The 25607-nt window shown below is 43.1% G+C and carries 26 protein-coding genes; 23 read left to right on the plus strand and 3 right to left on the minus strand.

The annotated features are described in order from the left end of the window. Nucleotides 1-2 precede the first annotated feature (2 nt). From H8S37_RS16545 to H8S37_RS16615, 16 genes are all read left to right on the plus strand, one after another. Nucleotides 3-2216, plus strand: coding sequence for an LTA synthase family protein (locus H8S37_RS16545; RefSeq protein WP_186877171.1), 2214 nt, complete (start codon nucleotides 3-5; stop codon nucleotides 2214-2216). 1 nt (nucleotide 2217) lies between these two features. Next, entirely contained in the window at nucleotides 2218-3507 is a 1290-nt protein-coding gene (locus H8S37_RS16550; RefSeq protein WP_186877172.1) for a bifunctional folylpolyglutamate synthase/dihydrofolate synthase, read from the plus strand. Further along, nucleotides 3501-3635, plus strand: coding sequence for a hypothetical protein (locus H8S37_RS17445; RefSeq protein ID WP_279287382.1), 135 nt, complete (start codon nucleotides 3501-3503; stop codon nucleotides 3633-3635). Before H8S37_RS16550 ends, H8S37_RS17445 begins: the two co-directional genes overlap by 7 nt. Nucleotides 3636-3657: 22 nt before the next feature. Next, a complete protein-coding gene (locus H8S37_RS16555) occupies nucleotides 3658-5010 on the plus strand; it encodes a tetratricopeptide repeat protein (protein ID WP_186877173.1) in 1353 nt (450 codons plus the stop codon). An 82-nt stretch (nucleotides 5011-5092) separates the two neighbouring features. After that, nucleotides 5093-5407, plus strand: a complete 315-nt coding sequence (locus tag H8S37_RS16560; protein WP_186877213.1) for an STAS domain-containing protein — start codon at nucleotides 5093-5095, stop codon at nucleotides 5405-5407. Continuing rightward, nucleotides 5404-5859 (plus strand): anti-sigma F factor, encoded by a 456-nt coding sequence (gene spoIIAB / locus H8S37_RS16565; RefSeq protein WP_186877174.1) that lies wholly within the window; start codon nucleotides 5404-5406, stop codon nucleotides 5857-5859. The genes H8S37_RS16560 and spoIIAB overlap by 4 nt, the downstream gene beginning before the upstream one ends. Further along, nucleotides 5838-6554, plus strand: coding sequence for an RNA polymerase sporulation sigma factor SigF (gene sigF / locus H8S37_RS16570; protein ID WP_186877175.1), 717 nt, complete (start codon nucleotides 5838-5840; stop codon nucleotides 6552-6554). The genes spoIIAB and sigF overlap by 22 nt, the downstream gene beginning before the upstream one ends. 123 nt (nucleotides 6555-6677) lie before the next feature. Beyond that, on the plus strand, nucleotides 6678-7739 hold the full coding sequence (locus H8S37_RS16575) for an NAD(P)-dependent alcohol dehydrogenase (RefSeq protein ID WP_186877176.1): 1062 nt from the start codon (nucleotides 6678-6680) through the stop codon (nucleotides 7737-7739). Nucleotides 7740-7758: 19 nt separating this feature from the next. Continuing rightward, nucleotides 7759-8745, plus strand: a complete 987-nt coding sequence (locus H8S37_RS16580; protein WP_186877177.1) for a GTP-binding protein — start codon at nucleotides 7759-7761, stop codon at nucleotides 8743-8745. A 343-nt stretch (nucleotides 8746-9088) separates the two neighbouring features. After that, nucleotides 9089-9280 carry a hypothetical protein gene (locus tag H8S37_RS16585; protein ID WP_186877216.1) on the plus strand — a complete coding sequence of 64 codons (192 nt, stop codon included), beginning with the start codon at nucleotides 9089-9091 and terminating at the stop codon, nucleotides 9278-9280. Continuing rightward, nucleotides 9270-9932: a stage V sporulation protein AA gene (locus H8S37_RS16590; protein ID WP_186877178.1), complete on the plus strand. Its 663-nt coding sequence runs from the start codon at nucleotides 9270-9272 to the stop codon at nucleotides 9930-9932. The genes H8S37_RS16585 and H8S37_RS16590 overlap by 11 nt, the downstream gene beginning before the upstream one ends. Beyond that, nucleotides 9892-10308, plus strand: coding sequence for a stage V sporulation protein AB (locus H8S37_RS16595; RefSeq protein ID WP_186877179.1), 417 nt, complete (start codon nucleotides 9892-9894; stop codon nucleotides 10306-10308). Before H8S37_RS16590 ends, H8S37_RS16595 begins: the two co-directional genes overlap by 41 nt. A gap of 148 nt (nucleotides 10309-10456) precedes the next feature. Beyond that, on the plus strand, nucleotides 10457-11626 hold the full coding sequence (locus H8S37_RS16600) for a BMP family ABC transporter substrate-binding protein (RefSeq protein ID WP_186877180.1): 1170 nt from the start codon (nucleotides 10457-10459) through the stop codon (nucleotides 11624-11626). A gap of 133 nt (nucleotides 11627-11759) precedes the next feature. Beyond that, nucleotides 11760-13289 carry an ABC transporter ATP-binding protein gene (locus H8S37_RS16605; RefSeq protein ID WP_186877214.1) on the plus strand — a complete coding sequence of 510 codons (1530 nt, stop codon included), beginning with the start codon at nucleotides 11760-11762 and terminating at the stop codon, nucleotides 13287-13289. After that, entirely contained in the window at nucleotides 13286-14383 is a 1098-nt protein-coding gene (locus H8S37_RS16610) for an ABC transporter permease (RefSeq protein WP_186877181.1), read from the plus strand. Before H8S37_RS16605 ends, H8S37_RS16610 begins: the two co-directional genes overlap by 4 nt. Beyond that, complete coding sequence (locus H8S37_RS16615) at nucleotides 14376-15368, plus strand: ABC transporter permease (RefSeq protein WP_186877182.1); 993 nt, start codon at nucleotides 14376-14378, stop codon at nucleotides 15366-15368. Before H8S37_RS16610 ends, H8S37_RS16615 begins: the two co-directional genes overlap by 8 nt. A 554-nt stretch (nucleotides 15369-15922) precedes the next feature. Here H8S37_RS16615 and H8S37_RS16620 read toward each other — a convergent pair. Further along, entirely contained in the window at nucleotides 15923-16384 is a 462-nt protein-coding gene (locus tag H8S37_RS16620; protein WP_186877183.1) for a SpoVA/SpoVAEb family sporulation membrane protein, read from the minus strand. Nucleotides 16385-16584: 200 nt separating this feature from the next. On the opposite strand from H8S37_RS16620, the gene H8S37_RS16625 reads away from it, so the two are divergent. From H8S37_RS16625 to H8S37_RS16635, 3 genes are all read left to right on the plus strand, one after another. Further along, nucleotides 16585-17595 carry a stage V sporulation protein AD gene (locus H8S37_RS16625; RefSeq protein WP_186877184.1) on the plus strand — a complete coding sequence of 337 codons (1011 nt, stop codon included), beginning with the start codon at nucleotides 16585-16587 and terminating at the stop codon, nucleotides 17593-17595. Nucleotides 17596-17610: 15 nt separating this feature from the next. Further along, nucleotides 17611-17967: a stage V sporulation protein AE gene (gene spoVAE / locus H8S37_RS16630; RefSeq protein ID WP_186877185.1), complete on the plus strand. Its 357-nt coding sequence runs from the start codon at nucleotides 17611-17613 to the stop codon at nucleotides 17965-17967. 300 nt (nucleotides 17968-18267) lie between these two features. Next, nucleotides 18268-19908 carry a Na/Pi cotransporter family protein gene (locus tag H8S37_RS16635; RefSeq protein WP_186877186.1) on the plus strand — a complete coding sequence of 547 codons (1641 nt, stop codon included), beginning with the start codon at nucleotides 18268-18270 and terminating at the stop codon, nucleotides 19906-19908. 170 nt (nucleotides 19909-20078) lie between these two features. Here H8S37_RS16635 and H8S37_RS16640 read toward each other — a convergent pair whose 3' ends face one another. Both H8S37_RS16640 and H8S37_RS16645 read right to left on the minus strand, forming a co-directional pair. Continuing rightward, on the minus strand, nucleotides 20079-21962 hold the full coding sequence (locus H8S37_RS16640) for a heavy metal translocating P-type ATPase (RefSeq protein ID WP_186877187.1): 1884 nt from the start codon (nucleotides 21960-21962) through the stop codon (nucleotides 20079-20081). A gap of 165 nt (nucleotides 21963-22127) precedes the next feature. After that, on the minus strand, nucleotides 22128-22403 hold the full coding sequence (locus H8S37_RS16645) for a metal-sensing transcriptional repressor (protein ID WP_186877188.1): 276 nt from the start codon (nucleotides 22401-22403) through the stop codon (nucleotides 22128-22130). Between the two features lie 156 nt (nucleotides 22404-22559). Between H8S37_RS16645 and H8S37_RS16650 the strand changes: the two genes are divergently transcribed. The 4 genes from H8S37_RS16650 (at nucleotide 22560) to H8S37_RS16665 (ending at nucleotide 25604) form a co-directional block, all read left to right on the plus strand. Further along, a complete protein-coding gene (locus H8S37_RS16650; protein ID WP_186877189.1) occupies nucleotides 22560-22955 on the plus strand; it encodes a hypothetical protein in 396 nt (131 codons plus the stop codon). After that, on the plus strand, nucleotides 22943-23407 hold the full coding sequence (locus tag H8S37_RS16655) for an NfeD family protein (RefSeq protein WP_243207237.1): 465 nt from the start codon (nucleotides 22943-22945) through the stop codon (nucleotides 23405-23407). The genes H8S37_RS16650 and H8S37_RS16655 overlap by 13 nt, the downstream gene beginning before the upstream one ends. A gap of 3 nt (nucleotides 23408-23410) precedes the next feature. Beyond that, nucleotides 23411-24364, plus strand: a complete 954-nt coding sequence (locus tag H8S37_RS16660; RefSeq protein ID WP_186877190.1) for an SPFH domain-containing protein — start codon at nucleotides 23411-23413, stop codon at nucleotides 24362-24364. A 337-nt stretch (nucleotides 24365-24701) separates the two neighbouring features. Beyond that, nucleotides 24702-25604, plus strand: a complete 903-nt coding sequence (locus tag H8S37_RS16665) for a substrate-binding domain-containing protein (protein ID WP_186877191.1) — start codon at nucleotides 24702-24704, stop codon at nucleotides 25602-25604. Nucleotides 25605-25607 lie beyond the last annotated feature (3 nt).

Genomic DNA, 25607 nt, shown 5'->3' on the forward strand with positions numbered 1-25607 from the left:
ACATGAAACGCATTCATATCAAAAAGCCTGATATAAAAGGATTTTTTTCAAAGATAAGAAATTTGAAAAAAGAGGATATAAAAAGACATTGGAAGGAACGCAAAGAGCGCCGTCAGAAAATATTAGAGGAACGCCGGAACAGCAGATTTGCAAAAAAGATGCAGCCTGTGTACCGGATGATGGATCGGTTTTCTCTGCCGCTTCACTATGTACTTGCATGTATATTGAACTTCTTTATCGAAGTAATTTCGAGACATTCCTTTTTTGAGGCTTGGGAGTATCTGACAGGCTCACCAAAGGTATTCCTGTTTAACGCGTTTTTAATATTTGCTACATTTTCTATTGTATATCTAGTAAGAAGAAGACTGTTTGCACGTATTCTTTTAAGTGTATTCTGGCTATTTTTAGGAACCTGTAATGGATACCTGCTTTTAAAACGGGTTACGCCGTTTAATGCGCAGGATCTGAAGGTGCTCTCTGACGCGCTGTCACTTACGGGAAATTATTTTAATACATTTGAACTGATTCTTTTGATTGTCGGTATTGCCGCAGTGGTGCTGTGGGTCATATCTATGTGGCGCCGCGGGGGACAGTATACCGGTAAAATGCACCGTTTTATAGCGCTTTTGGGCGTGGTGTTTTGGATTGGCGCCTATGTGCTTCTGACAAATTTTGCAATTGATAAGAGAGTTGTTTCCAATTATTTTGGAAATATTGCGTTTGCTTATGAAGACTACGGTTTTCCATATTGCTTTACGGCGAGTATTTTTAATACAGGTATTTCCAAGCCGTCCGGATACAGTGAAGAAACGATGATGGAAATCAGTAATGACAGGGAAATTACAAAGAATGAGACTGACAGAAGCCAGGAGCAGCTTCCCAATATTATGTTTGTACAGTTGGAATCCTTCTTTGATCCTACAGAAGTAGAGTGGCTGCAGTTTTCAGAGGATCCGATTCCAAATTTAAGAAAATTGTTCGATGAATATTCCAGTGGATATTTTAAAGCGCCTTCTGTAGGTGCGGGAACGGCAAATACAGAGTTTGAGGTTCTCACAGGAATGAGTATGCGTTTCTTTGGGCCTGGAGAATACCCCTATAAAACCTATGCTAAGACGAAGACGTTAGAGAGCGCCGCTACGGCGTTGACCAGTTTGGGCTACGGCGCAGAAGCATTGCACAACAATGGCGGAAATTTCTACAGCCGTGCGCAGGTATTCAATCATATGGGATTTGATCATTTTACAAGCAAAGAGTTTATGAATATCTTGCAGACTACGCCGAATGGATGGGCGACAGATGATATTCTGGTGCCGAATATCATGGAATCTATGGACACGACAGAGGGGCAGGATTTTGTATTTACAATCAGTGTGCAGGGACACGGAGAATATCCAACGGAGAAAAAGATTGAGAACCCAGAGATTGTAGTCAGCGGTGTAGAAGACGAGGGAGAACGAAATGCCTGGGAATATTATGTCAACATGGTGCATGAGATGGACAAATTCGCAGGAGAGTTGATCGAGGCAGTAGAAGAACGGGACGAACCGACCGTACTGGTATTCTACGGGGATCATCTTCCGACAATGGGACTGGAGGCAAAAGATTTAAAGAGCAAATATCTGTACAATACAAATTATGTCATTTGGGATAACATTGGTTTGGAGAAAAAAGATATGAATCTGGCGGCATACCAGATTATGGCGGAGGTGTTTGAACGCCTGGATATTCATTCTGGTACAGTATTTAATTATCATCAGGAGAGAAGACAGACAAAAAATTATCTGGCCGATTTAGAGCTTCTACAGTATGATCTGCTCTATGGAGAGCAGTATGTATATGGAGATGAAGGGTGTCCTGTCACGGAAGGGCATATGGTAATGGGGGTCAAAGATGCAGCCATCACAGAGGTAGTGGAGCAGCTTGACGGTACGTACAGCATATATGGTGAAAACTTTACGAAACAGAGTAAGGTATATATTAATGATGAAAAGCAAAGCGGTACATTCCTAAATAATACAAGAATCGATCTAAAGGATTCCAAATTAGAGAATGGTGATATTATCAAGGTGGCTCAGGTTGGATCCAGCAATACGATTTTCAGGGAATCAGTGGAATATGAGTATAATGATGGAATACTTACAGAGGTTGCCAAAGAGGCGGATGCCGTAGAGACCGGACGAAATGCATTTATAGATAAGGAAACGAAAAAATAAGATGACATATGAGGAAGCGACAGATTATATTTTAAATATACCTAAATTTTCAAAGAAAAATAAACCTGCACATACAGAACAATTTCTTGCATACCTGGGAAATCCACAGGAGCATATAAAAGTAGTGCATGTGGCGGGAACGAATGGAAAAGGCTCTGTGTGTGCGTATTTAAACGCCATGCTTTTAAGTGAAAAGAGAACGGTAGGAATGTTTACTTCTCCGCATCTTATAAAAATAAACGAAAGAATTATAATAAACGACTGTGAAATAGATGATGATGCGTTTGTCAGACTTTTTGAAGAAATATTAAAAGTGGTCGGACAGATGAGAGAAGCTGGATTGCCGCACCCTACTTTTTTTGAGTTTCTATTTGGCATGGCAATGACTGCATTTGCCAGAGCCGGCGTAGAGTATGCGGTCGTGGAAACCGGACTTGGAGGAAGATTGGATGCGACGAATGTAGTAAAATGTCCTGTTGCAACTGTTATTACTTCAATTGGAATGGATCATATGGAATATTTAGGCAGTACGCTCAGTGAGATTGCTGCGGAAAAGGCAGGAATTATAAAAAGCGGCGTTCCGGTATTTTTTGCAGAAGGACAGACAGAAAGTAACCAGATTATCGAAAAAAAGGCATACGAAATGAAATGCATGTGTAAAAAAATAGGGAAAGATGCGTACGAAATTCTAGGAATCAAGAAGAAACATATTGCATTTTCCTGTTCAAATGCGTATTATGGAGATACCACATGGAGCCTGAAAAATATTGGGATTTATCAGACAGAAAATGCGATGCTTGCAATGGAAACCATGCGGTTTTTATTTGGTGCAAAGGGACATCCCGACAGATGGAGAGGGGCGCTTTCACAGCTTTGCCGTGCAGGCAGGATGGAAGAAGTACTGCCAGATTTCTATATAGACGGAGCACACAATACAAGCGCAGTAGAAGCGTTCGCCAAAAGTGTATCAGAAGCGGAAAAAGAGAGAATCATTCTATTTTCTGCTGTACAGGAGAAAAATTATACAGAAATGATACATATCCTTTGTAAGGAGGTGCCGGCAGATTTTTACGTGGTGACAGCAATAGAGAACATACGGGCAGTACAGCCGGAGATACTAAAAGAGATTTTTCAGAAGTATACAGACAAGCCTGTCATAATGCAAAAGGATATAAAGCAGGCAGTGTCCTATATAAGAGAACATCGCCAGGGGCGGACTGTCTACTGTCTGGGTTCTCTTTATCTGGCAGGCAGGATAAAAGAGCTTATGCAGGAGGTCAAGAGATGTTGAATTATGAAGAAGAACTGAAGAAATTCAAGCCGAGTCTGGAAGTAGAAGATATTGAAGATGCTGTTTACCAGGAGGATTTGTCAGATATGACCGATCTTTTAAGAGAAGTAATGGACCAGACGAAGTAAAGAAAGATTATGGTGAGTATAAATGGATTATACGAAGAAAATCATATATCAGTCTAATTACTGGTATAATGATGGACTTAAGAAAGCACAGATACGCGACATGTCCGGTGCTGTTTTATCCCTTCGCAGAAGTTTGCAGTATAACCGGGGGAACATTGCGGCGCGTAATCTTTTGGGGCTTGTCTATTATGGCAGAGGTGAAGTGTCAGAGGGGCTTGTGGAATGGATCATCAGTAAGAATTTAAAGCCTCGTGATAATATAGCGAATTATTTTATCAATAAAGTACAGAATTCTGCGAGTAAGCTTGAGACGATAAACCAGGCGATAAAAAAATATAACCAGTGTCTTTCCTACTGCGCGCAGAATGGAGAAGACCTGGCGGTTATCCAGTTGAAAAAGGTAGTGACCGACCATCCGTCCTTTTTAAAAGCATATCAGCTGCTTGCCCTGCTTTACCTGCATACGGAACAGTATGCGAAAGCGCGGCAGGTGCTAAAGACGGCGCGGAAGCTGGATACAACCAACGAGATGACGCTGCGCTATATGCATGAGCTGATGAATGTCAGGGGAAAAAGAAACAGAAAGGCAGAGAAAAATAAAAAAGGCGAGACCGTTGAGTATCATTTGGGTAACGAAACGATCATACAACCGAAAAATTCTGCGATAAAAGAGCTGGCAGGTCATTTTACTGTAATGAATATACTGGTGGGGGCAGCGATTGGAGCTGCTATCGTGTGGTTTTTGATTGCACCTGCCGTAAATCAGTCAAAAACAGAGTCACATAATAAAGAAATACTAGAATACAGCGAGCAGATTAATTCTCTGGAATCCCAGGCAAGTGCGTTGCAGAAAACATTGGATAACTACAGGGCTTCCGGTGAGGACGCCGAGGCAGATGCACAGACAGCGGCGCAGACGGTGGAAAGCTATGAAAATCTGATGGCAGCCTCCTCACAGTATGACTCAGGCAGCTATTCAGAAGATGTGATTGCAGATACGCTGATAAATGTAAACAGAGAGGTTCTGGGAGAATCAGGGCAGGCGCGCTATGATGAGCTGACAGGAAATATTTATCCGAGAGCGTGTGATATAAAATACAATGCCGGCAATGAATCTCTGGAGGTTGCAAACTATGACAACGCAATTACGCAGTTGAGCGCTGTGGTGCGGATGGATGAATCCTATGATAACGGAGGCGCGCTCTTGAATCTTGGACTTGCCTATATGGGAAATGGGGATAACGACAATGCCATTACGTATCTGAAGCGTCTGACGGAGTTGTTTCCTGATACGGATAAGGCGGCGGAGGCGCAGGCAAATCTGGATACAATTTCACAGCAGCAGGCAGCAGAGGATGGAAATACGGAAGAATAAAAAGAAAGATTACGAAAGAGAAGGATATGTAACAGATGCATGTCCTTCTTTTTTAAATGGAACCAACAGGAGGAGTATAATTATGAAGTATCAGGTGCAGGAAAATTGCCTGACTATCTATCTGCCAAGAGAGGTAGATCATCATAACGCAGAAGCTATGAAAAGAGAGGCGGATAAGATTATAGAGAAAGATCATATTAAATATATTATATTTGATTTTGCTGACACAGACTTTATGGATAGTTCGGGAATCGGTGTTATTATGGGAAGATATAAGACAATCTGCCTGATAGGGGGAGAAATATGGGCAGTACATGCAAATAAAAGAATCCGTAAAATACTGACTTTGTCAGGGATGACAAAAATTATGCAGATATATGAGGAGGAAAAAGTATGAAAAACACAAATGAAATGGAGATTATTTTTGACAGTCGTTCATCAAATGAGGGGTTTGCGCGTGTGGCAGTGGCATCTTTTATGACGCAGTTAAATCCTACAGTGGAGGAGGTTTCCGATGTAAAAACGGCTGTGTCGGAAGCGGTGACAAACGCGATTATTCATGGATATGAAAATGAAATACATAAAATTTCTATTTTTTGTCAGATAGAGGAAAACCAGATTAGTGTGATAGTGGAAGACACAGGAAAAGGAATCGAGAATGTAGAGGAAGCAATGCAGCCGATGTACACGACAAAACCTGAGTTGGAACGTTCCGGTATGGGATTTGCTTTTATGGAAGCATTTATGGACAGTGTAGAGGTTGAATCAGAGATTGGACAGGGGACGAAGGTAAAAATGAAAAAAACTATTGGAAAAGGAAGGGAGTCATGGACCACACAATCGCTTTAATTAAAAAATCTCACGATGGGGATAAAGAAGCGAGGGAAAGGCTGGTGGAAGAAAATATCGGCTTGATATGGTGTGTGGTGAAACGGTTTCATGGCAGGGGCGCAGAAGCGGAAGACTTGTTTCAGATAGGGAGTATTGGTCTTTTGAAAGCAATTGACAAATTTGATTTATCCTATGATGTGAAATTTTCTACCTATGCTGTTCCTATGATTTCTGGTGAAATCAAGAGGTTTTTAAGAGACGATGGAATGATTAAAGTAAGCCGTTCATTAAAGGAATTGTCCTATAAAAGCTTTCAGGCGAGAGAAGAATTGACAGGAAAGCTTGGAAGAGAGCCGACACTGGAAGAACTTGCAGATAAAATGCAGGTAGAGAAAGAAGAGCTTGTACAGGCAATGGAAGCGGGGGGAGAGGTTGAATCTCTTTACCGTCCGATTCACCAGAAGGAGGGCAGTGAGATCCGTCTGGTGGACAAGCTGGAAGAAAAAGAACAGAAAGAAGAGAGGATACTGGATACAATGCTTTTAAAGCAGCTGCTGGAAACACTGGAAAGCCAGGACCGGCAATTGATATATCTGCGTTACTTTGCAGATAAAACACAGGCTGATGTCGGAAAGATATTAGGAATTTCACAAGTTCAGGTATCCAGAATGGAGAAAAAAATCATAGAAAATCTGCGAAAAATGAGCAGATAGTAGAGAAGTAGGTCTTATTGATAAAAATAATCAAAAACTTATCAATTTTTAAATTGTAATTACAATCATGTTTTGTTATAATCGACGGAACAGAAAATGATAATACTTAAGGAGGTAAATGATATGAAAGGCTATGCAATGCTTAAAATAGGCGCATCTGGATGGATTGAGAAAGAGAGACCCCAGTGCGGGCCTATGGATGCAATCTGCCGTCCTCTGGCAGTTGCAATCTGTACGTCAGATGTCCATACTCTGTGGGAAGGCGCTATTGGGGAAAGACATAATATGATTCTTGGACACGAATGTTGCGCGGAGGTTGTAGAAGTAGGAACATTAGTAAAAGACTTTAAACCCGGTGACAGAGTACTTGTCCCTGCGATCACTCCAGATTGGAATTCCTTAGAAGCACAGGCAGGATATTCTATGCATTCCGGCGGTATGCTGGCAGGATGGAAATTTTCTAATTTTAAAGATGGTGTATTTTCAGAATATTTCCATGTAAATGATGCAGACGGCAATCTTGCGATTCTTCCATCTAATATTTCAACTGTAGATGCATGCATGCTTTCTGATATGGTTCCTACTGGATTTCACGGAGTAGAGCTTGCAGACGTACAGTTTGGAGATACCGTACTCGTAATAGGAATCGGTCCGGTTGGCCTTATGTCTGTGGCTGGTACGGCGCTGCGCGGCGCCTCCAGAATTATCGCGGTGGGAACACGTAAAAATTGCGTGGAAGCTGCGAAATTGTATGGAGCGACAGAATTTGTAAGCTATAAAAATGGCACGATCGAGGAACAGGTGCTGGAAATGACAGACGGAAAAGGGGTAGACAAAGTCGTAATAGCGGGCGGAGGATGTGAAACATTCGAGTCTGCTGTTAAATGCTTAAAGCCAGGCGGGAAAATCGGAAATGTCAATTATTTAGGAAGCGGAACCTATGTGACGCTCCCACGCGTAGAGTGGGGCGTTGGAATGGGACATAAACAGATTAACGGCGGCCTTATGCCGGGCGGACGCCTGCGTATGGAGAAGCTGGGAGCTTTAGTGGCTGCGGGCAAACTGGACGTGCATCCTTTGGCGTCTCATGTATTTGACGGATGGGAGCATTTGGAAGAAGCGCTGTTTATGATGAGAGACAAGCCGGCGGATCTGATTAAGCCTGTTGTAAAGATTGCGGATTAATGAAGAAAGCGGCAGCGGTATGAAAATTTTAGTGGTATCCGGATTTCTGGGAGCGGGGAAAACGACATTTATCAAAGAACTGGCAAAGCGTACAAAAAAAGATTTTGCGGTGATGGAAAATGAGTTCGGCGCGGTCGGGGTAGATGCGGATTTCCTGGAAGACGGCTTTTCTGAGGGAGATAAAACCTTGAATATATGGGAGATGACGGAAGGGTGCATCTGTTGTTCGGTGAAAACAGATTTTGCTGCTTCTGTTCTGACAATTGCCAATACAGTGGATCCGGAATATCTGATCGTAGAGCCTACCGGCGTAGGAATGTTGAGCAGAATTATTGAAAATATCCGAAAAATTCAGTATGAACGCATTGGAATTCTAAGGCCGGTGACTATACTGAATGGGAAGATGTCCAGTCGGTATAAAGAGGAATTTCGGGAGATATATGAGGATCAGGTAAAGGCAGCAGGAACGGTTTTGATTTCCAAAATGGAAAATGCAGATTCCAAGGAGCTTGCGGCGCTTGGCGAAGAACTAAGCAGCATAAATCCAAAAGCAGAAATTTGTCTCACGCACTATACAAAACAGCCGCGGGAATGGTGGGACGCCCTCTTAGAACAAGAAGAAGGGATACATGCATTAAAAGGAAAAGAGTCAAATGTGGAAAAAGCATCGCCTCTGGAAAGCATCGGCTTAAAAGAGGTGGAGCTGAGAAATGAAAACGAACTGCTTTTGTTTCTGCAGGGAGTCGTGGCTGGAGTGTTCGGAGATATATGCAGGGCAAAAGGCTATATGAAGACGGGCACAGCATGGCTTAGATTTGATGTGGTAGAGCACGCATATAGTATTACCGGTATAGAGGAGATGCCAGATTCAAAGGCAGTGTTCATTGGAAAAAATATCCGCAGAACATTGCTCCGGGAAGTGCTGCAAAGGAGACTATACACAGAGAAGCAATTTAAAAGACCAAAAAAATCAGCACATCCTATGTTAAAAAGGAGCAGAATATAAAAGAAAATAACATAGACAGCCGGAGAAGTAGGAATACCTCTCCGGCTGTTTTTGTATAATTAGGAAATTTCGATAAATTTCCTATTATACAAAAAGCCCTCCGGGCGGGGTGCTGCGTGCCAGTGGCACGCGTTTAGCACCGACCGAAGCGGCAGCGGAGACTGCGCACGCCGCAATAAGGAAATTTTACCGCTTTGCGGTATTACGGCGGCGCGCAAAGTGGACAAGTCTCTCAGGAGTGAGGGGCAGAGGAGCTGAAGTGGGCTTGCCCACTTTGTTCTTTTTCTGCATATTTTCAGCAAAAAACTGGATACTATATGTAGAAAGCGTCGTAAGGCAGAAAATGAGAATTGTATGGAAAGGACAGGTGAAAAGAATGGGGCAGGGAAGAAAGAGAGTTTGGCTTTGCTTACTGGTTATCGTATTGGCGGCAGTTGTGACCGGAACGATCTATTATTATGGAAATACGGACAGGCAAAACAGCAGTGAAGGAGTGCTGATTCAGGGAACGGAGGTGCAGGAATATGCCGTCTAATCAGACACTATATCTGAAAGGGGAACGTAATATAGAAGTTACAAAGCAGGATGTTACTCTGGGAGATATTGTGTCTTTTGAGTGCAGTGACAAAACCTTGATTCCAAAAATCAAAGCCTTGCGTATTCTCAAAATACGTAAAAGTGGAAAACAGCGGTTTGTCATTTCTATATTAAAGATTATTGCTTGCATCCATGAAAAATATCCAGGGTTGGAAATACAAAATTTAGGAGAACAGGACATTATTGTAACATATGAAGAACAAAAAACTCCGGCATTCATTTGGCATATAGCAAAGACGGCAGTTGTAGTGCTGATTACATTCTGCGGCGCCGCATTTTCCATTATGTCATTTAATAATGACGTAGATGTGACGAAGCTGTTTTCACAGATTTATGAACTGGTGACAGGTAATTCTACGGATGGATTTACGATTCTGGAGGTATCCTATTCAATCGGGCTTACAATCGGCATTTTAGTGTTTTTTAACCACTTTGGAAAGAAGCGGTTTACAGTGGATCCGACTCCGATGGAGGTGCAGATGCGTCTCTATGAAAATGACATTCAGACGACACTAGTGGAAGACGCGTCCAGAAAGGAGGAAGAACTGGATGTGGGGCAGTCAAATTCTTCTGGCGGTTATCGGAGTTAGTGCTGGCATAGTAGTTGCAGGGGGACTTTTTTCATTTATTATAGAGCTGGGAGTGGTAGCAGATTTCGCGGATCGTACGCACACAGCGGACAAAATACTTTTGTATGAGGACAGTGTAGCGTTTGGAGGGATTCTGGGGAATCTATTTTTCGTCTTTCAGATAGAGATCCCGTATGGATTCTGGCTGCTTCCTGTATTCGGTCTTCTTGCAGGAATCTTTGTGGGCTGCTGGGCAATGGCTCTGGCGGAAATATTAAATGTTTTTCCGGTATTTATAAGAAGAGCCAAAATCGTAAGATATATTCCGCTTTTTATATTGAGCATGGCGATAGGAAAAGGAATTGGAGCCTGTCTGTTCTTCTTTCAGAGATGGTAGTTTCCGCTATTGACTTCTTTTGTATTTAGGTGTACAATTTTTATGGTAAATATAAAGCTATCCACAATGCAGTTCAACATTCGGATAGCTGTTTTTTTTCTGTAGGAAACTTGCAGGAAAAGGATTCATAAAGGAGGAAAAAGAGCATATGAAAAAGAAAGTGCTAAGTGCAGTGCTGTGCGCGGCAATGATTGTCGGCGTTGTTGCAGGATGCGGAGCTCCGGCGGCAGAGACAGGCGGTTCAGATGATGCGAAGAAAACAGAAGCTTCAGGAGGAATCGCGAAAGAGGACATTAAGGTTGGATTTGTGCATATTTCTGATCCAAGTGATATGGGGTATACTTATAATCAGGATCTTGGCACACAAGAGATGCAGAAAGAACTGGGACTTTCAGACGACCAGATTGTAAACAAATATAATGTGCCAGAAGGCGCGGAGTGTGATACTGCTCTTCGTGAACTGGTTGACGCAGGATGTAATATTATCTTTGCCACGAGCTTTGGATATGAGGATTATGTAAAAGAAGTGGCAGCAGAATATCCGGACATACAGTTCTGCCATGCGACAGGACTCCAGGCAAAGGATTCTGGTTTAGATAACTTCCACAATTATTTTGCTTCTATTTATGAGGGACGTTATCTGGCAGGAATTGCGGCAGGAATGAAAACAGAGAGTAATAAACTCGGATATGTTGCAGCATTTCCATTTGCAGAAGTAATCAGTGGATATACAGCATTTTATCTGGGGGCAAAAAGCGTAAATCCAGATGTCACAATGGACATTATGTATACAAACTCCTGGAATGATCCAACGGTAGAATCACAGGTGGCAAAGGCTTTGATTGAGCGTGGATGTGATGTGATTTCCCAACATTCTGATTCCACAGCACCAGCTACCACAGCAGAAGAAAACGGCGTATGGCAGGTTGGATACAACAATGATATGAGTGAGGCAGCTCCGAATGCTTCTTTGATTTCTCCGCGTATTGACTGGGGAATCTACGTAACAGAGGCAGTACAGGCGGTGATCGACGGAGAAGAAATTCCGGTAGATTGGTGCAAGGGATATAAAGACGGAGCAGTATATCTTTCTCCATTAAACGAAGCGATTGCTGCTGAGGGAACCCAGGAGGCAATTGATGAAGCCGCTGCTGCTATTGAAGCAGGAGAACTTCATGTATTCGCAGGCCCACTGAAAGGCGTAAGCCCAGAGGGAGAAGAATACGAAGTAAAAGAAGGCGAATATTACCATGAGCAGGAAGAACAGTCCGCACCGTCCTGGTTGTATATTATTGACGGATGCAATGTAGTGGAATAGTCTGCTTACATGCAAACGATTTAAAAAAGAGGGGTGTCGGTTTTTCGGCACCTCTCAATTTTATCGCTGGAATACAAATGAGAATCTAAAGGAGGGTGAAGAATTGGGTGCGACGACAGAATATGCTGTGAAAATGCATGGTGTCACAAAGACATTCGGAAAAGTAACCGCAAATAAAGATGTAAATCTGGAATTGAAAAACGGGGAAATTCTGGCGCTCCTGGGAGAAAATGGGAGTGGAAAAACGACTCTGATGAATATGCTCTCAGGAATATATTTTCCAGATCATGGAGAAATATATGTAGACGGGAAGGCGGTCACGATCCGTTCGCCCAGAGATGCATTTTCTCTTGGAATTGGAATGATTCATCAGCATTTTAAATTGGTGGATGTCCTGACAGCGGCGGAGAACATTGTCCTGGGACTGGAAGGAAAGGCTGTTGTAAATAGGAAAGAAGTCAATAAAAAAGTGGCAGAGCTGGCTTCACGTTATGGATTTGAAATAGAACCGGCGAAGAAGATTTACAACATGTCTGTTTCGGAAAAGCAGACTGTTGAAATATTGAAAGTTCTGTATAGAGGTGCAGATATTCTGATATTGGATGAGCCTACTGCAGTTTTAACCCCGCAGGAGACGGACAAACTGTTTGCGGTGCTTAAGAATATGAAAAAAGATGGTAAATCTATTATTATCATCACACATAAATTGCAGGAAGTGCTGGCAATTTCAGATCGGGTTGCTATCCTAAGAAAAGGAGAATATATTGGCGCAGTGAATACAGAGCAGACAAACCAGGCTCAGCTTACGGAAATGATGGTAGGGCGCCCGATTAGTTTAGAGATTGAAAGAACGGCTGTCAAGCGAGGGCCGGAAAGACTGCAGGTGATCGATTTGACCTGTTTAAATGGAGATGGGGTAAAAGCTCTGGACAATGTCTCCTTTACCGCATACGGAGGAGAAATTTTGGGAGTTGCGGGGATTGCCGGAAGCGGGCAGAAAGAGTTATGCGAGGTAATCGCAGGGCTGTATCCATCCATTGGTGGTTCTGTCTTGTACAATGGTTCAGATGAGAAGGAACCTGTGAAAGAGAGAATACTTGGATTAAAGCCAGATGAAATTGTAAAAAAAGGAATTTCTATGGCGTTTGTCCCAGAAGATCGTCTCGGAATGGGACTTGTGGCGAACATGGATATGACGGACAATTGTCTTTTGCGCAGCTACAAAAATAAGAAAGGGATTTTTGTAGACCGGAAAACTCCAAAGGAACTGGCACAAAGACTGATTGGTGAGCTTGAAATCGTCACTCCGGGAGTAGAGACTCCTGTGGGAAGATTATCAGGCGGTAATGTACAGAAAGTACTTTTAGGCAGGGAGATTGCATGTAATCCTTCTGTACTGATTGTGGCGTATCCTGTAAGAGGACTGGACATTAATTCTTCGTATCGTATTTATGATTTATTAAATGAACAGAAGAAAAAAGGCGTAGCTGTTATCTTTATCGGGGAGGATCTAGATGTGCTCATGCAGCTTTCAGATCGTATTATGGTCATGTGCGGCGGAAAGATAAGCGGAATTGTGAATCCTTGTGAAGTCACAAAAGAGGATATTGGGCTTATGATGATACATACGGAAGATACAAATGAGAAGGAGGTGAGCGCATGAGCTCAAATGCAGGACAGATGAAAGAGCCGTTTATTCGCATGGCAAAAAGAGATGCTCTTTCACAACAGAAAGCATGGGGGATACGGGGCGTTGCATTTCTTCTCTCTTTAGTGACAGGAGGACTTTTGATTCTGGCATTGGGACATAATCCTTTTTCTGTCTATGCTTCGATGATAAAGGGAGCCTGGGGGTCACGCACAGTTATCCATGAAACAATCAAAATAGCAGTGCCTCTTCTAATTACGGCAATTGGGATTTCTTTCGCATTCAAGATGAAGTTTTGGAATATAGGCGGAGAAGGGCAGATCCTGGTAGGCGCAGTGGCTGCGGGCGCATTTGGCTTGTTCACTGCTCACATTTTTCCCAAATTGCCGCTTGTTATTTTGATGATGCTTGCCGGAATTGCAGCCGGAGGAATTTATGGGTTACTGCCTGCTGTCTGTAAAGCAAAATGGGGAACAAATGAGACTTTGTTTACTTTGATGTTAAACTATATAGCGCTGGCCTTTGTAAAATATTTGATGAATGGGCCATGGAAAGCGGAAGGAAGCAGCTATCCTAAAATTGGTATGCTTGTGCCGGGCGCCAGATTGACAAAGGTATTTGGCGTACACTGGGGCTGGATTCTTGCGCTGGTTCTGGTAGTAGCAGCTTATATTTATTTTAACAAGACGAAACAAGGGTATGAGATTGCTGTTGTAGGAGAAAGTAATAATACGGCGCGTTATGCGGGAATTAATGTAAGTAAAGTGTTTATCCGTACAATGTTTCTCTCAGGCGCCCTGTGCGGTCTGGTAGGGATGCTGCAGTTTGCGGGGGCGGATTATACGATTACAGAGGGAACTGCCGGAGGTGTTGGTTTTACTGCGATTACGGTGGCTTGGCTGGCGAAAATGAATCCGTTCGGCATGCTGGTTGTATCTGTATTTATCGCAATGCTGGAAAGAGGGGCAAACACAATTCAGACAAACTTTAAGATTCCGGCATCTGCTTCAGACCTGTTAATCGGTATCATTCTGTTTTTCATGCTGGGATGTGAGTTCTTTATTTCCTACCGGCTGATTCGCAGAGGAAAGGAGGAGACACATGCTTAGTACATTAAACAGTCTGTTTATTGCGGCAGTACTTGCGGGAACTCCACTCCTTCTAGGAGCGTTGGGGGAGATTTTGACAGAGAAATCTGGAAATTTAAATCTCGGTGTAGAAGGTATGATGTTTATGGGGGCGATTACCGGGCTGGCTGGTTCTTATTATTATGAACAAGGTGTTGTAAAGGCCGGCGGAGATCCCAGTGGAGTGTTATCTGCTTTGATTGCCTTAATTGTTTCTTTTCTGGCAGGAGCACTTGGCGCATTGATTTATGCCTTCCTTACCATATCACTTCGGGCAAATCAGAATGTAACGGGTCTGACCCTCACGATATTTGGTACAGGATTTGGCAATTTTTTTGGCGAATATATCGGGCAGAAAGCAGGAGGATATGTGGCAGTATCCGAAGTGACGAAGAATACATTTTCTAAACTGCATATTCCTGTGCTGTCAGACATTCCGGTACTTGGAAAGCTTTTGTTCCAGTACAATTGGGTGGTATATTTTGCCATTGTTGTTGCAATTATCATGGCGTGGGTATTTAATAAATCCCGTATTGGATTGAATTTAAGGGCAGTGGGAGAGGATCCGGCGACTGCGGACGCAGCGGGAATCTCAATCACCAAATATAAGTATATTGCAACAGTAGTAGGCGGAGGCATCTGTGGAATTGGCGGTATGTATATGAGCATGGTTACAACCTCTGGTGTGTGGGTGCACGGATGCGTTAGCGGCTACGGCTGGCTGGCAGTTGCTTTAGTTATTTTTGCTACCTGGAGTCCGGCGCGAGGCATGCTTGTTGCGCTGATTTTCGGCGGTTTGACAATTATGCGTATGTATGTAAACATTCCTGGATTGCCCGCGCAGATTTATGATATGCTGCCATATGTGGCAACGATTATCGTGTTGATTGTCACAAGTATGAGACAAAGCAAAGAACATGCACAGCCAAAAAGCTGCGGAAATAACTACTTCAGAGAAGAAAGATAGAAATATATAAATTTAATCGACGAAAATGATCCGCGCAAGAGGGCGTGTATTGCAACATTCGTCAGGGCTTCGCCGAAATTCCTCACTTTTGCAACACACGCCCTCTTGCGCTTACACTTTCGCCAGCTTAAGTTTATATTTCCAGGCGGAAGAGCTCAACTTCACGCTGCTATATATTCCAATCAGAAGTAAACAAATTTTTCTGGTTGGGAACTCGCGGCAGCGTGAAGTTGATTTCTTTTTAATGAAATTTAACTAACAAAGTTGCCTTCCGAATGACAGGTAAAAACTTCTGACTGGAAGTGACAGCCAAAAACACTGTGTCAGATAAGCAGGGCATTGACAAGGAGCGTTCCGAATACAGTTCGCCTGGTTCTTAGTGCAAAGCATCTGCGTGTTCCAATGGACACACAGATACTTTGTGCTTAGAACCACTCGAACGGATGAGGTAAAGCGAGTCCTGCCCTGTGTTCTGATACAGTGTTTTTGGCGTACCTTCTGTTAAAGCTTTTCTTCCAAACGAGAAAGGTATTTTTGTTAGTTAAATTTATATTTTATTTTATGATTGTCCATATCCAGTATAGTAGTCCAAGTCCCCAGCTTATAGTGATTCCATACAGTATTACAGGGCCGGCTATGGTAAAGATCTTGCAGCCGATACCGAAAACCTGACCTTCTTTTTTGTATTCAATTGCGGGGGCTGCTACAGAGTTAGCAAAACCGGTGATTGGCACGAGCGCGCCAGCTCCACCCCACTTTGCCAAACGCGGATAGAGATTTGTTCCTGTTAAAATGACGCTCATTAAAATAAGAAGCATAGAAGTCCAGCTGCTGCAATCATCCTTGGAAAGATTTTGCAGCTCACAGTAATGATAGATAACTTGACCGATAAAACAAATCATACCCCCAGTGAAAAATGCTTTTATCATATTAAGCCATACGTTGTGAACAGGCGTTTTTGTTTTAACATATTTTTCATATTGTTTCTGCTGTTTCATTTTTTGTACACGATCCATTATAAAATCCTCCTTTTTGGTTAGTATTCTTAAAAAAAGGAAAAATATACATATGATAGAAAATGTATACCCAAAAGGGCATGCCATAATACATTTCCTTCGGGAGGACGGGCTTTGTCCGAAAATGTATATTTTTACATTATATTAGAGATAATAAAGAAGAAAAAAGCTGGAATTTCAGGAAAAAGTGAGGAAAGACTATGGAACAGATTAGAGGAAGCCAGAGCATTGAATTTACACAGGCCCCTTTTTTGCTTAGCAGTGCATCAGTAGTTGGCAGCAAAGAGTCAGAGGGACCTCTGGGAAAATTGTTTGATATGGTTAATCAGGATGACTTGTTTGGAGCGCAGACATGGGAGGAAGCAGAAAGTACAATGCAGAAAGAGGCGTGTGTGCTGGCATTGGGAAAAGCACATGTGGACGCGGAAAAAGTGCGATATTTGTATGGGGGAGATTTATTGCGTCAGGGAATTGCAACTTCGATGGGAGTGGAAGCCCTTCAAATTCCGATGTTTGGTTTATATGGTGCATGTTCGACATCAGGAGAGGCGCTGGCTTTAAGTGCAATGAGTGTTGCCGCAGGATATGGAGAGTATATGCTGGCTGTTACATCTAGTCATTTTGGAAGTGCGGAAAAGGAATTCCGCTTTCCATTGGGATATGCAAATCAGAGACCATTATCTGCACACTGGACAGTAACGGGAAGCGGCGCATTTCTTGTCGGAACACAAAAGAGCCATGTAAGAATATCAGGCGTAACAGTAGGAAAAATCGTGGACTATGGATTGAAGGATTCACAGAATATGGGAGCATGCATGGCTCCCGCAGCAACAGACACAATTGTACAGAATATGAAAGACTTTGGGAGAAATCCAGAAGATTACGACAGAATTATTACAGGAGATCTGGGGTATATCGGACAGTCTATTTTATTTGATTTGGCAAAAGGAAAAGGATATGACATAAAGAGCAAACATATGGACTGCGGCATGACGATTTTTGACCAGGAGACACAAGATACACATGCAGGCGGAAGCGGCTGCGGTTGTGCGGCAGTGACACTTGCTGCGTTTATCCTCCCCAAAATAGAAAAGGGAGAATGGAAACGTATACTTTTCGTACCTACGGGTGCGTTAATGTCTACGGTAAGCTTTAACGAAGGTGCAAGTGTGCCTGGTATTGCTCATGGGATTGTATTGGAACATTGTTAATAGGAGGACAGAAGAATGGATTACGTAAAAGCATTTTTAATCGGCGGTTTGCTGTGCGCGGTAATACAGATTTTATTAGATCGGACAAAACTAATGCCGGGAAGAGTGATGGTACTTCTTGTATGCTCGGGCGCCGTTTTAGGTTTCTGCAATATTTATGAACCATTTTTGGAGTTTGCTAAGTCAGGCGCGAGTGTTCCTCTTCTTGGCTTTGGCAATGTACTGTGGCAGGGAGTAAAAGAAGCTGTAGACAAACATGGATTTATAGGAATTTTTATGGGAGGCTTTAAAGCAAGCGCGGTGGGAATTTCTGCGGCATTGATCTTTGGTTATCTGGCCTCATTTATCTTTGAACCGAAGATGAAAAAATAAAAGGCAACAGTTCAGCCCGTGCCATTCGTAAAACCGCACTGCGTTCTTATCGTGGCTGCCGCCACCGTTTTACTCATTGATAGGCGCTTAAGCTCATACAGATGTACGCCCGCAAAAACATGCAGGCATGTTTTATGCTTCCCGCACCCTGTATGGCTGAACTGTTACATAAAAGTAAAATATAATGCAAATATAAGTAAAATTTTGTTGTTTTTTGAGGATGATAATGTTATCGTAATTATGTACTGTGTTTTTATACGGTATGAAGGATAAAATGAGGGAACACCTTAGGAGGAAATTATGAATTATGTAAGCATCATCATCCCCTTTGTCGGGGGTCTGGGAATGTTTATTTACGGTATGCAGATTATGGCGCAGGGACTTGAAAATGCAGCCGGAAGCAAGATGAAAACACTGCTGGAAGCTCTGACAAAGAATAAATTCTTTGGTGTACTGCTCGGTGCTCTGATTACGGCAGTAATCCAAAGTTCATCGGCCACGACTGTTATGGTGGTAGGGTTTGTAAATGCAGGCATTATGAACTTGACGCAGGCAATGGGCGTTATAATGGGGGCAAATATCGGAACAACGGTGACGGGATGGCTTGTGTCCAGTGTAGAATGGGCAAAGTTTTTAAGTCCGGGCAATATTGCTCCGATTGCAGTTATGGCTGGGGTCATTGTAATGCTGACAGGAAAGAGACGTTCTACAAAAGATATAGCAAGTATTATCATTGGATTCGGACTTTTATTTATTGGTATTACAACTATGTCATCGGCTGTAGCGCCGTTGGAGGAATCAGAAGGATTCCGCAACATTTTCGTAACTTTAGGACATAACCCGTTCCTGGGAATTATTGCTGGAGCAGTTGTGACCGCAGTAATCCAGAGTTCTTCTGCGTCAGTGGGGATTTTGCAGAGTCTTGCGGCTGCGGGGCTGGTTCCATTCAACGCCGCAGTATATATTATTATGGGGCAGAATATCGGTACTTGTGTAACGGCGATTATGTCTAGTATCGGTGCGAAGAAAACAGCAAAAACAGCAGCAATTATGCATTTGCTTTTCAATATTATAGGCACGATTATTTTCAGTATAGCTGGAATCTTGTTCTTTGCAGTTATCAATCCGCAGGCCGGTTTGGGGATGATTACTCAGACGGAGATCAGTACAGTGCATACGATTTTTAATATTGGAACGACCGTTATTTTGTTCCCTGTTTCTGATTGGATTATTAAGCTTGCAAAGAAAATTGAAAAAGAAGACAAGACAGAAGTGGAAGATAACAAAGTGCTTCTGGATGAAAGAATGTTGGAGACGCCGGGAATTGCGCTTCAGTCAGTTGTAAGCGAAGTATGCCGTATGGGAAGAATTGTGAAGGGAACAATGGACAAATCAAAATCGGTAATGTTTACAAAGGACTATCAGAACATTCTTGACATCAAAGAGGAAGAAAATACGGTTGACGGGCTGTGCAGAGGAATCAGCAACTATGTGATTAAACTGAATTCTCTGTCTATCAATGAAAAGGAGCATCAGCATATTGCCAGCCTGCTTCAGATTATTTCGGATATAGAGCGTGTCAGTGATTATTGTGAAAATATTTCTGAGTTTGCGGAAACACTGAAGGAAAGAAAAACGATGTTTTCCGATGTGGGAAGCAAAGAACTAAAAGAAATGATAGAGGTCTGCGCAGACAGTTTCCGTTATGCGGTAGAGGCTTTGGAAGAACACAGTAAAGAGAAAGCCTTGAAAGTGATTGAAAAGGAAAGTCAGGCAGATGAATTGGAGATCCGACTGCGTGCAGAGCATATGAAACGCCTTGCAAAGAACCAATGCAATACAGATGCGGGAATTGTATTTTTAGACGCGCTGGTATGCTTGGAGAGGATCTCTGACCACTCCAGAAATATAGCTGAAGAGATTCTTACGATTACAGCGTAGAAAGAACGGATAGGATGTGTTGCCTGTATTTTTTCTCTACTTTATAGATAAAAATTATTCATTGTTCAAAAGCGGATATACAGAAAGCAGTAAATTTTTTCAAACTTACTGCTTTCTGTATTATTTTATGGTTTTAGAGATTTGTAAAAATAAGAGAGTGTTCATAAATATTAACCGCGGTGCTTCCAATTTAACAGTAACGCGGAATTTGCAATGACGAGTACGCTCCCCGCATTATGTACCAGCGCACCGACAACAGGGTTTAGAATCCCCGTGATGGCAAGTACGATAGCAAGGAAGTTCAGCCCCATAGAAAAGCTTAAATTACATTTGATCGTGATCATCATTCTTCTGGAGAGTGCCACCAGATGAGGAAGTTCTTTTACCTCGTCGTTCACCAGGGCGATGTCTGCCGCGTCGACAGCGATATCACTCCCCACCTTTCCCATGGCAATTCCGACATCCGCCTTTTTCAGCGCGGGCGCGTCGTTGATACCGTCGCCTATCATGCAGACCGATTCTGCCTGCTTCTGATAGTGTTCAATCCATTTTAATTTATCTTCCGGGAGACAGCCTGCATGTACCTCCTGGATCTGCAAGCTGCCTGCGATTGCCGCGGCGGCATTTTCGTGATCCCCTGTTAGAAGGACGGGACATACCCTGGAGGCTTTTAACTGTTTGATCATATTGGCGCTCTCCTTGCGCACTGTATCGGAGAGAATCAGACATCCTGCAGCTTTCTGTCCGAACGCTGTGTAGATGATTGTACATCCCTGCATAAGATAGCTTTCTGCTTCCTTTAGAAGCTGTGAAGGGAGAGGGATGCCGTGTTCACGGAACAGTTCTGTGTTGCCCGCCAGCACCTCTTTTCCAGATATGAGACAGGAAACACCGCGACCCGGGATCATCCGGAATTGTTCGGCTTTCTCCGGCGGACAGGCAAAGGAGCGCCGGTAACAGTTCACTACGGCCTTGCCGAGGGGATGTTCTGAGAACTGTTCGGCTGAGGCGGTCATGGCGTACAACTGTGTTTCCGTATATTCGGGCAGGACAGAGAGGACTTTTATAACCTTTGGCGTCCCGTAAGTAAGGGTGCCGGTCTTATCAAAGGTGATTCTGGTAACGGCGGCCAGACGCTCCAGTGCATCTCCTTCCCGGATCAAAAATCCATGTTTGGTGGCATTACCGATAGCCGCCATAATGGCAGTTGGTGTGGCAAGTACCAGGGCACAGGGACAAAAAACAACCAAGATTGTGACAGCGCGTATGATTTCACCGGAAATCAACCAGGTTAGTGCTGCGGCACTCAGGGCAATAACAACAATCCAGGTTGCCCACCGATCTGCAAGATTTACGATTTTTGCTTTGCTGGCATCTGCGGATTGAACGAGGCGAATCATTCGTTGAATAGAACTGTCCTGACCAACCTTCACCGCTTTCATATCAAAAGTGCCGAACTGATTTACGGTTCCGCTTGAAACAGTATCTCCTGCGGTTTTGTCGACTGGCAGTGATTCCCCTGTCATTACTGCCTGATTGATGGAGGTATGTCCAGAAAGAATGATACCGTCTACAGGAATCGTTTCTCCCGGGAGTACGCGGAGAAGATCGCCGACCTTTACTTGTTCGGCGGGCAGGATATATTCGTTGTTGTCTTTCAAAACTCTGGCAGTCTGCGGCGTGAGATGTACGAGCTTTTCGATGCCGGCGCGGGTCTTTGCGACTGTCAAATCTTCCAGGAGGGCGCCCAACTGCATGATAAATGCGACCTCTCCGGCAGCAAAATCTTCTCCGATGCAGATGGAGGCTATCAAAGCGAGAGAGACTAGGACGTCAGCCTTGATATCAAAGGCGGTGATAAGCCCGATTACAGCTTCTAAAATGATTGGGATTCCACATAACAAAACAGCAATCCAAGCTGGATCAAAAGGAAGGGAGAGGGGGGGGAAGATACTGGCAAGTAATGCAAGGCCAGAGAGAATTAGAAAACTTACTTCTTTTTTTGTACCTCCCAGTTCCAGAAGTTGTTCTAGCTTTTTTATTATAGTATTCATAAGTAAAGACCTCCTACATACCTATATGGGTATGAGTATATTATACCTATAGGGGTATAGGCTGTCAAGTTCTCTTATCCTTTTCTGTATAAGCTTACAAGGTAATAAAATAGCAGGAATATGCATAGTAGTACGCATATTCCTGCTGTTTTTTTGCCTGTGCTTCTATTTCATATTGGCAAATCGTTCTACTGCTTTTGTAAAATTTTCGATAGTCTTATCCGCATCTCCATGCTCAATTCCATCGCGGACACAATGCTTGATGTGTCCTTCTAATACAACCTGTCCAGCCTTGTGAAGTGCAGATTTAGCTGCATTAATCTGTGCGAGAATATCTTCACAGGGAACATCTTCATCTACCATTCTGTCGATTGCCTGTACCTGTCCAATAATTTTTTTCAATCTGCGATGAAGATTATCAGAATCCATACATTGCTTCATACACTCACCTCCATACGGTTAGGGGTATGTGTATATTATATGGATGGTTTCTTTTGTATGTCAAGAATATTTTGGAAGATCAAAAAGCATATTTGTAGGTTTGTTCTGTATATGTTACAATGAAGAAAATTCTAAAGAAAGTAAAAAGAGGATAAAATGGCGGGGAAAAGATGCAGTCTATGCGGAGGAAGGTTGAGAGAGAATCGGTGTGAATTCTGCGGGCTGGACAATTCTATATATGAACGGGAAAGAAGAATGGAAAACAGTCAGGACAGAAAGACAGAGCATACCTGTCAGACAACAGAGCCAAAAAAAGAGAAGAAAGCAGAAGGCAGAGCAGGAGAGAAGCAAAGTATTCAAAATAAAAGAAGACAATACAGGCAGGGTACGCAGCAGAAAAGCAAGAAAGGATGTCTTACCTGGATAATCATTCTGGCGATTCTTCTTTTTTCTGTATTACCTGTGCTTTTTGAAGCAGGGGAAAAATTGCTGGATGAATTCAGGACGCCCAGATATTATATTGGGGAGGAGGCGATGCTATGGAAGGGATAATTATGACGATTGCAGGAAGGAACTTTATCTGGCTGGCAGTTTTTATTATTCTGCTTATTATAGAAGCATTGACAGTCGGGCTTGTGACGATCTGGTTTGCGGGCGGAGCTCTCGCCGCAATAGCAGTGAATTCTCTCGGAATGGGAATGGCAGGACAGTGTATAGTTTTTCTTGTGGTTTCCTGTATTCTGTTGTTTTTTACCAGACCGTGGGCACAGAAGTATGTAAATAAAAATCGGATAAAGACAAACTATGAAAGAGAGCTTGGGAAAGTAATAAAGATTACGGAAAGAGTGGATAATCTGGCACAGACAGGAAAGAGTATGGTAGATGGACAGGAATGGACAGTGCGTACAGAAAATAACAAGGAAATTTTGGAAATAGGAGAGCTGGCGAAAGTAGTTGCAGTTTCTGGGGTAAAATTAATTGTAGAAAAGTATGAGGAGGAATAAGAGATGGGCATAATTGGTTTAGGGAGTATTTTTTTCATCATTATTATAGTGATTGTTGTTTTGGTTCTGATTTCCTGCGTGAAGATTGTACATCAGGCACAGGCGGTTGTTCTGGAACGTCTGGGGGCGTATCAGGCGACATGGAATACAGGACTTCACTTTAAAATTCCGATTATAGACAGAGTGGCAAGAAGGATCGATCTGAAAGAACAGGTGGTAGATTTTGCACCGCAGCCGGTAATTACAAAGGATAATGTTACCATGCAGATTGACACAGTCGTATTTTACCAGATTACAGATCCAAAGATGTTTTGCTATGGCGTTGCCAATCCGATTATTGCGATAGAAAATCTGACGGCGACTACACTGCGTAATATCATCGGAGATCTGGAACTGGATCAGACGCTGACTTCCAGAGAGACAATCAATACAAGGATGCGTGCAGAGCTGGATCTGGCGACAGATCCCTGGGGGATTAAAGTGAACAGAGTGGAATTAAAAAACATCATCCCACCGACAGCCATTCGGGACGCGATGGAGAAACAGATGAAGGCCGAGCGAGAGAGAAGAGAGGCAATCCTGCGTGCAGAAGGAGAGAAGAAATCGACAGTCCTTGTAGCAGAGGGACAGAAAGAATCGGTGATTCTGGAAGCAGAAGCAGAGAAGCAGGCGGCAATTTTGCGTGCAGAGGCAGAGAAGGAGAAGATGATACGTGAGGCAGAAGGTGAGGCGGAAGCGATATTAAAGGTACAGCAGGCAACAGCGGATGGATTAAGGTTTTTAAAAGAAGCTGGAGCGGACAATGCGGTGCTGACGTTAAAGAGCCTTGAAGCATTTGAAAAGGCGGCGGATGGCAGGGCAACGAAGATTATTGTTCCGTCTAAGATTCAAGAAATAGCAGGTCTTGTGAAGTCTATTACAGAAGTGGCAGCGGATGGGGAAGCACAGAAGGAATAAAAAAGAAAGATAAAAGACATTGCTGCTGTTACGGCAGCGGCGTAAAAGACGGTTTATCCTGAAGGTAAAAATACTGAAAGGATAAGCTGTCTTTTATTTTCTTGTATAGGAAAGAAGTTTCCTATACAAGAAAACCCTCCGGAGGATGCATACTGCGTGCAAGTGGAAAATGGCTGCTGATACAGCCGCGCTTCGGCGCGGGAATGTAGGAAGTACATTGTTTTACATAGATTTAACAAACAGATGATTTTACATTTTACATTGGTTCTTTAAGATAACTGGTGTGAAGAAAAGAAAATAAGTTAAAAATGTGGATAAGACAAAGGAGAGTAAAACAATGAAAATGAAAAAGTTTATTGCAGTTTGTTCAATAGCAGGTATGCTTGCGGCAGCAGTGACGGGATGTGGTTCTGGAAGTACAGATTCAAAAGACAGTTCTGCTTCTGAATGGGACAGCTCCAATGATATTACAGTTGTATCCCGCGAGGATGGTTCTGGAACAAGAGGCGCATTTATTGAACTGTTTGGAGTACAAGAAGAAGTAGACGGCGATAAAGTAGATATGACGACAGAGGGAGCACAGATTACAAACAGTACATCTGTTATGCTCACAACAGTCGCAGGCGACGAATACGCAATCGGCTATGTATCTCTCGGGTCACTGGATGAGACAGTAAAAGCAGTGAAAATTGACGGGGCAGAGGCAACGGCAGAAAATATTAAATCTGGTACATACAAGGTTTCCAGACCATTTAACATTGCGACAAAAGAGGATTTAGACAACGAAGTAGCAGAAGATTTTATTAACTTTATTATGAGTGAAGAAGGACAGAAGGTTGTTTCTGATAACGGATATATTCCGGTAGATGATGTGAAAGCGTTTGAAGGAACACAGCCGTCCGGAAAAGCGGTAATCGGAGGCTCTTCTTCCATAGCACCGGTTATGGAAAAACTGGCAGAAGCGTACAAGGAAGTAAATCCGAATGCAGAGCTTGAGCTTCAGACATCGGATTCTACAACGGGTATGACATCTGCAGTGGACGGAAGCTACGATATAGGCATGGCATCTAGAGAGTTAAAAGACGAGGAGCTTTCACAGGGGCTCAAAGCAACTGTAATTGCGACAGACGGAATCGCGGTTATTGTAAATAAAGGGAACCCGACAGAGGATATGTCTACAGAGCAGGTAAAATCAATCTATACCGGAGAGGCTCTATCCTGGGATGAGGTAACAGAGTAAGAG

Source organism: Mediterraneibacter hominis, from assembly GCF_014287475.1.
Lineage (GTDB): Bacteria > Bacillota > Clostridia > Lachnospirales > Lachnospiraceae > Mediterraneibacter > Mediterraneibacter hominis.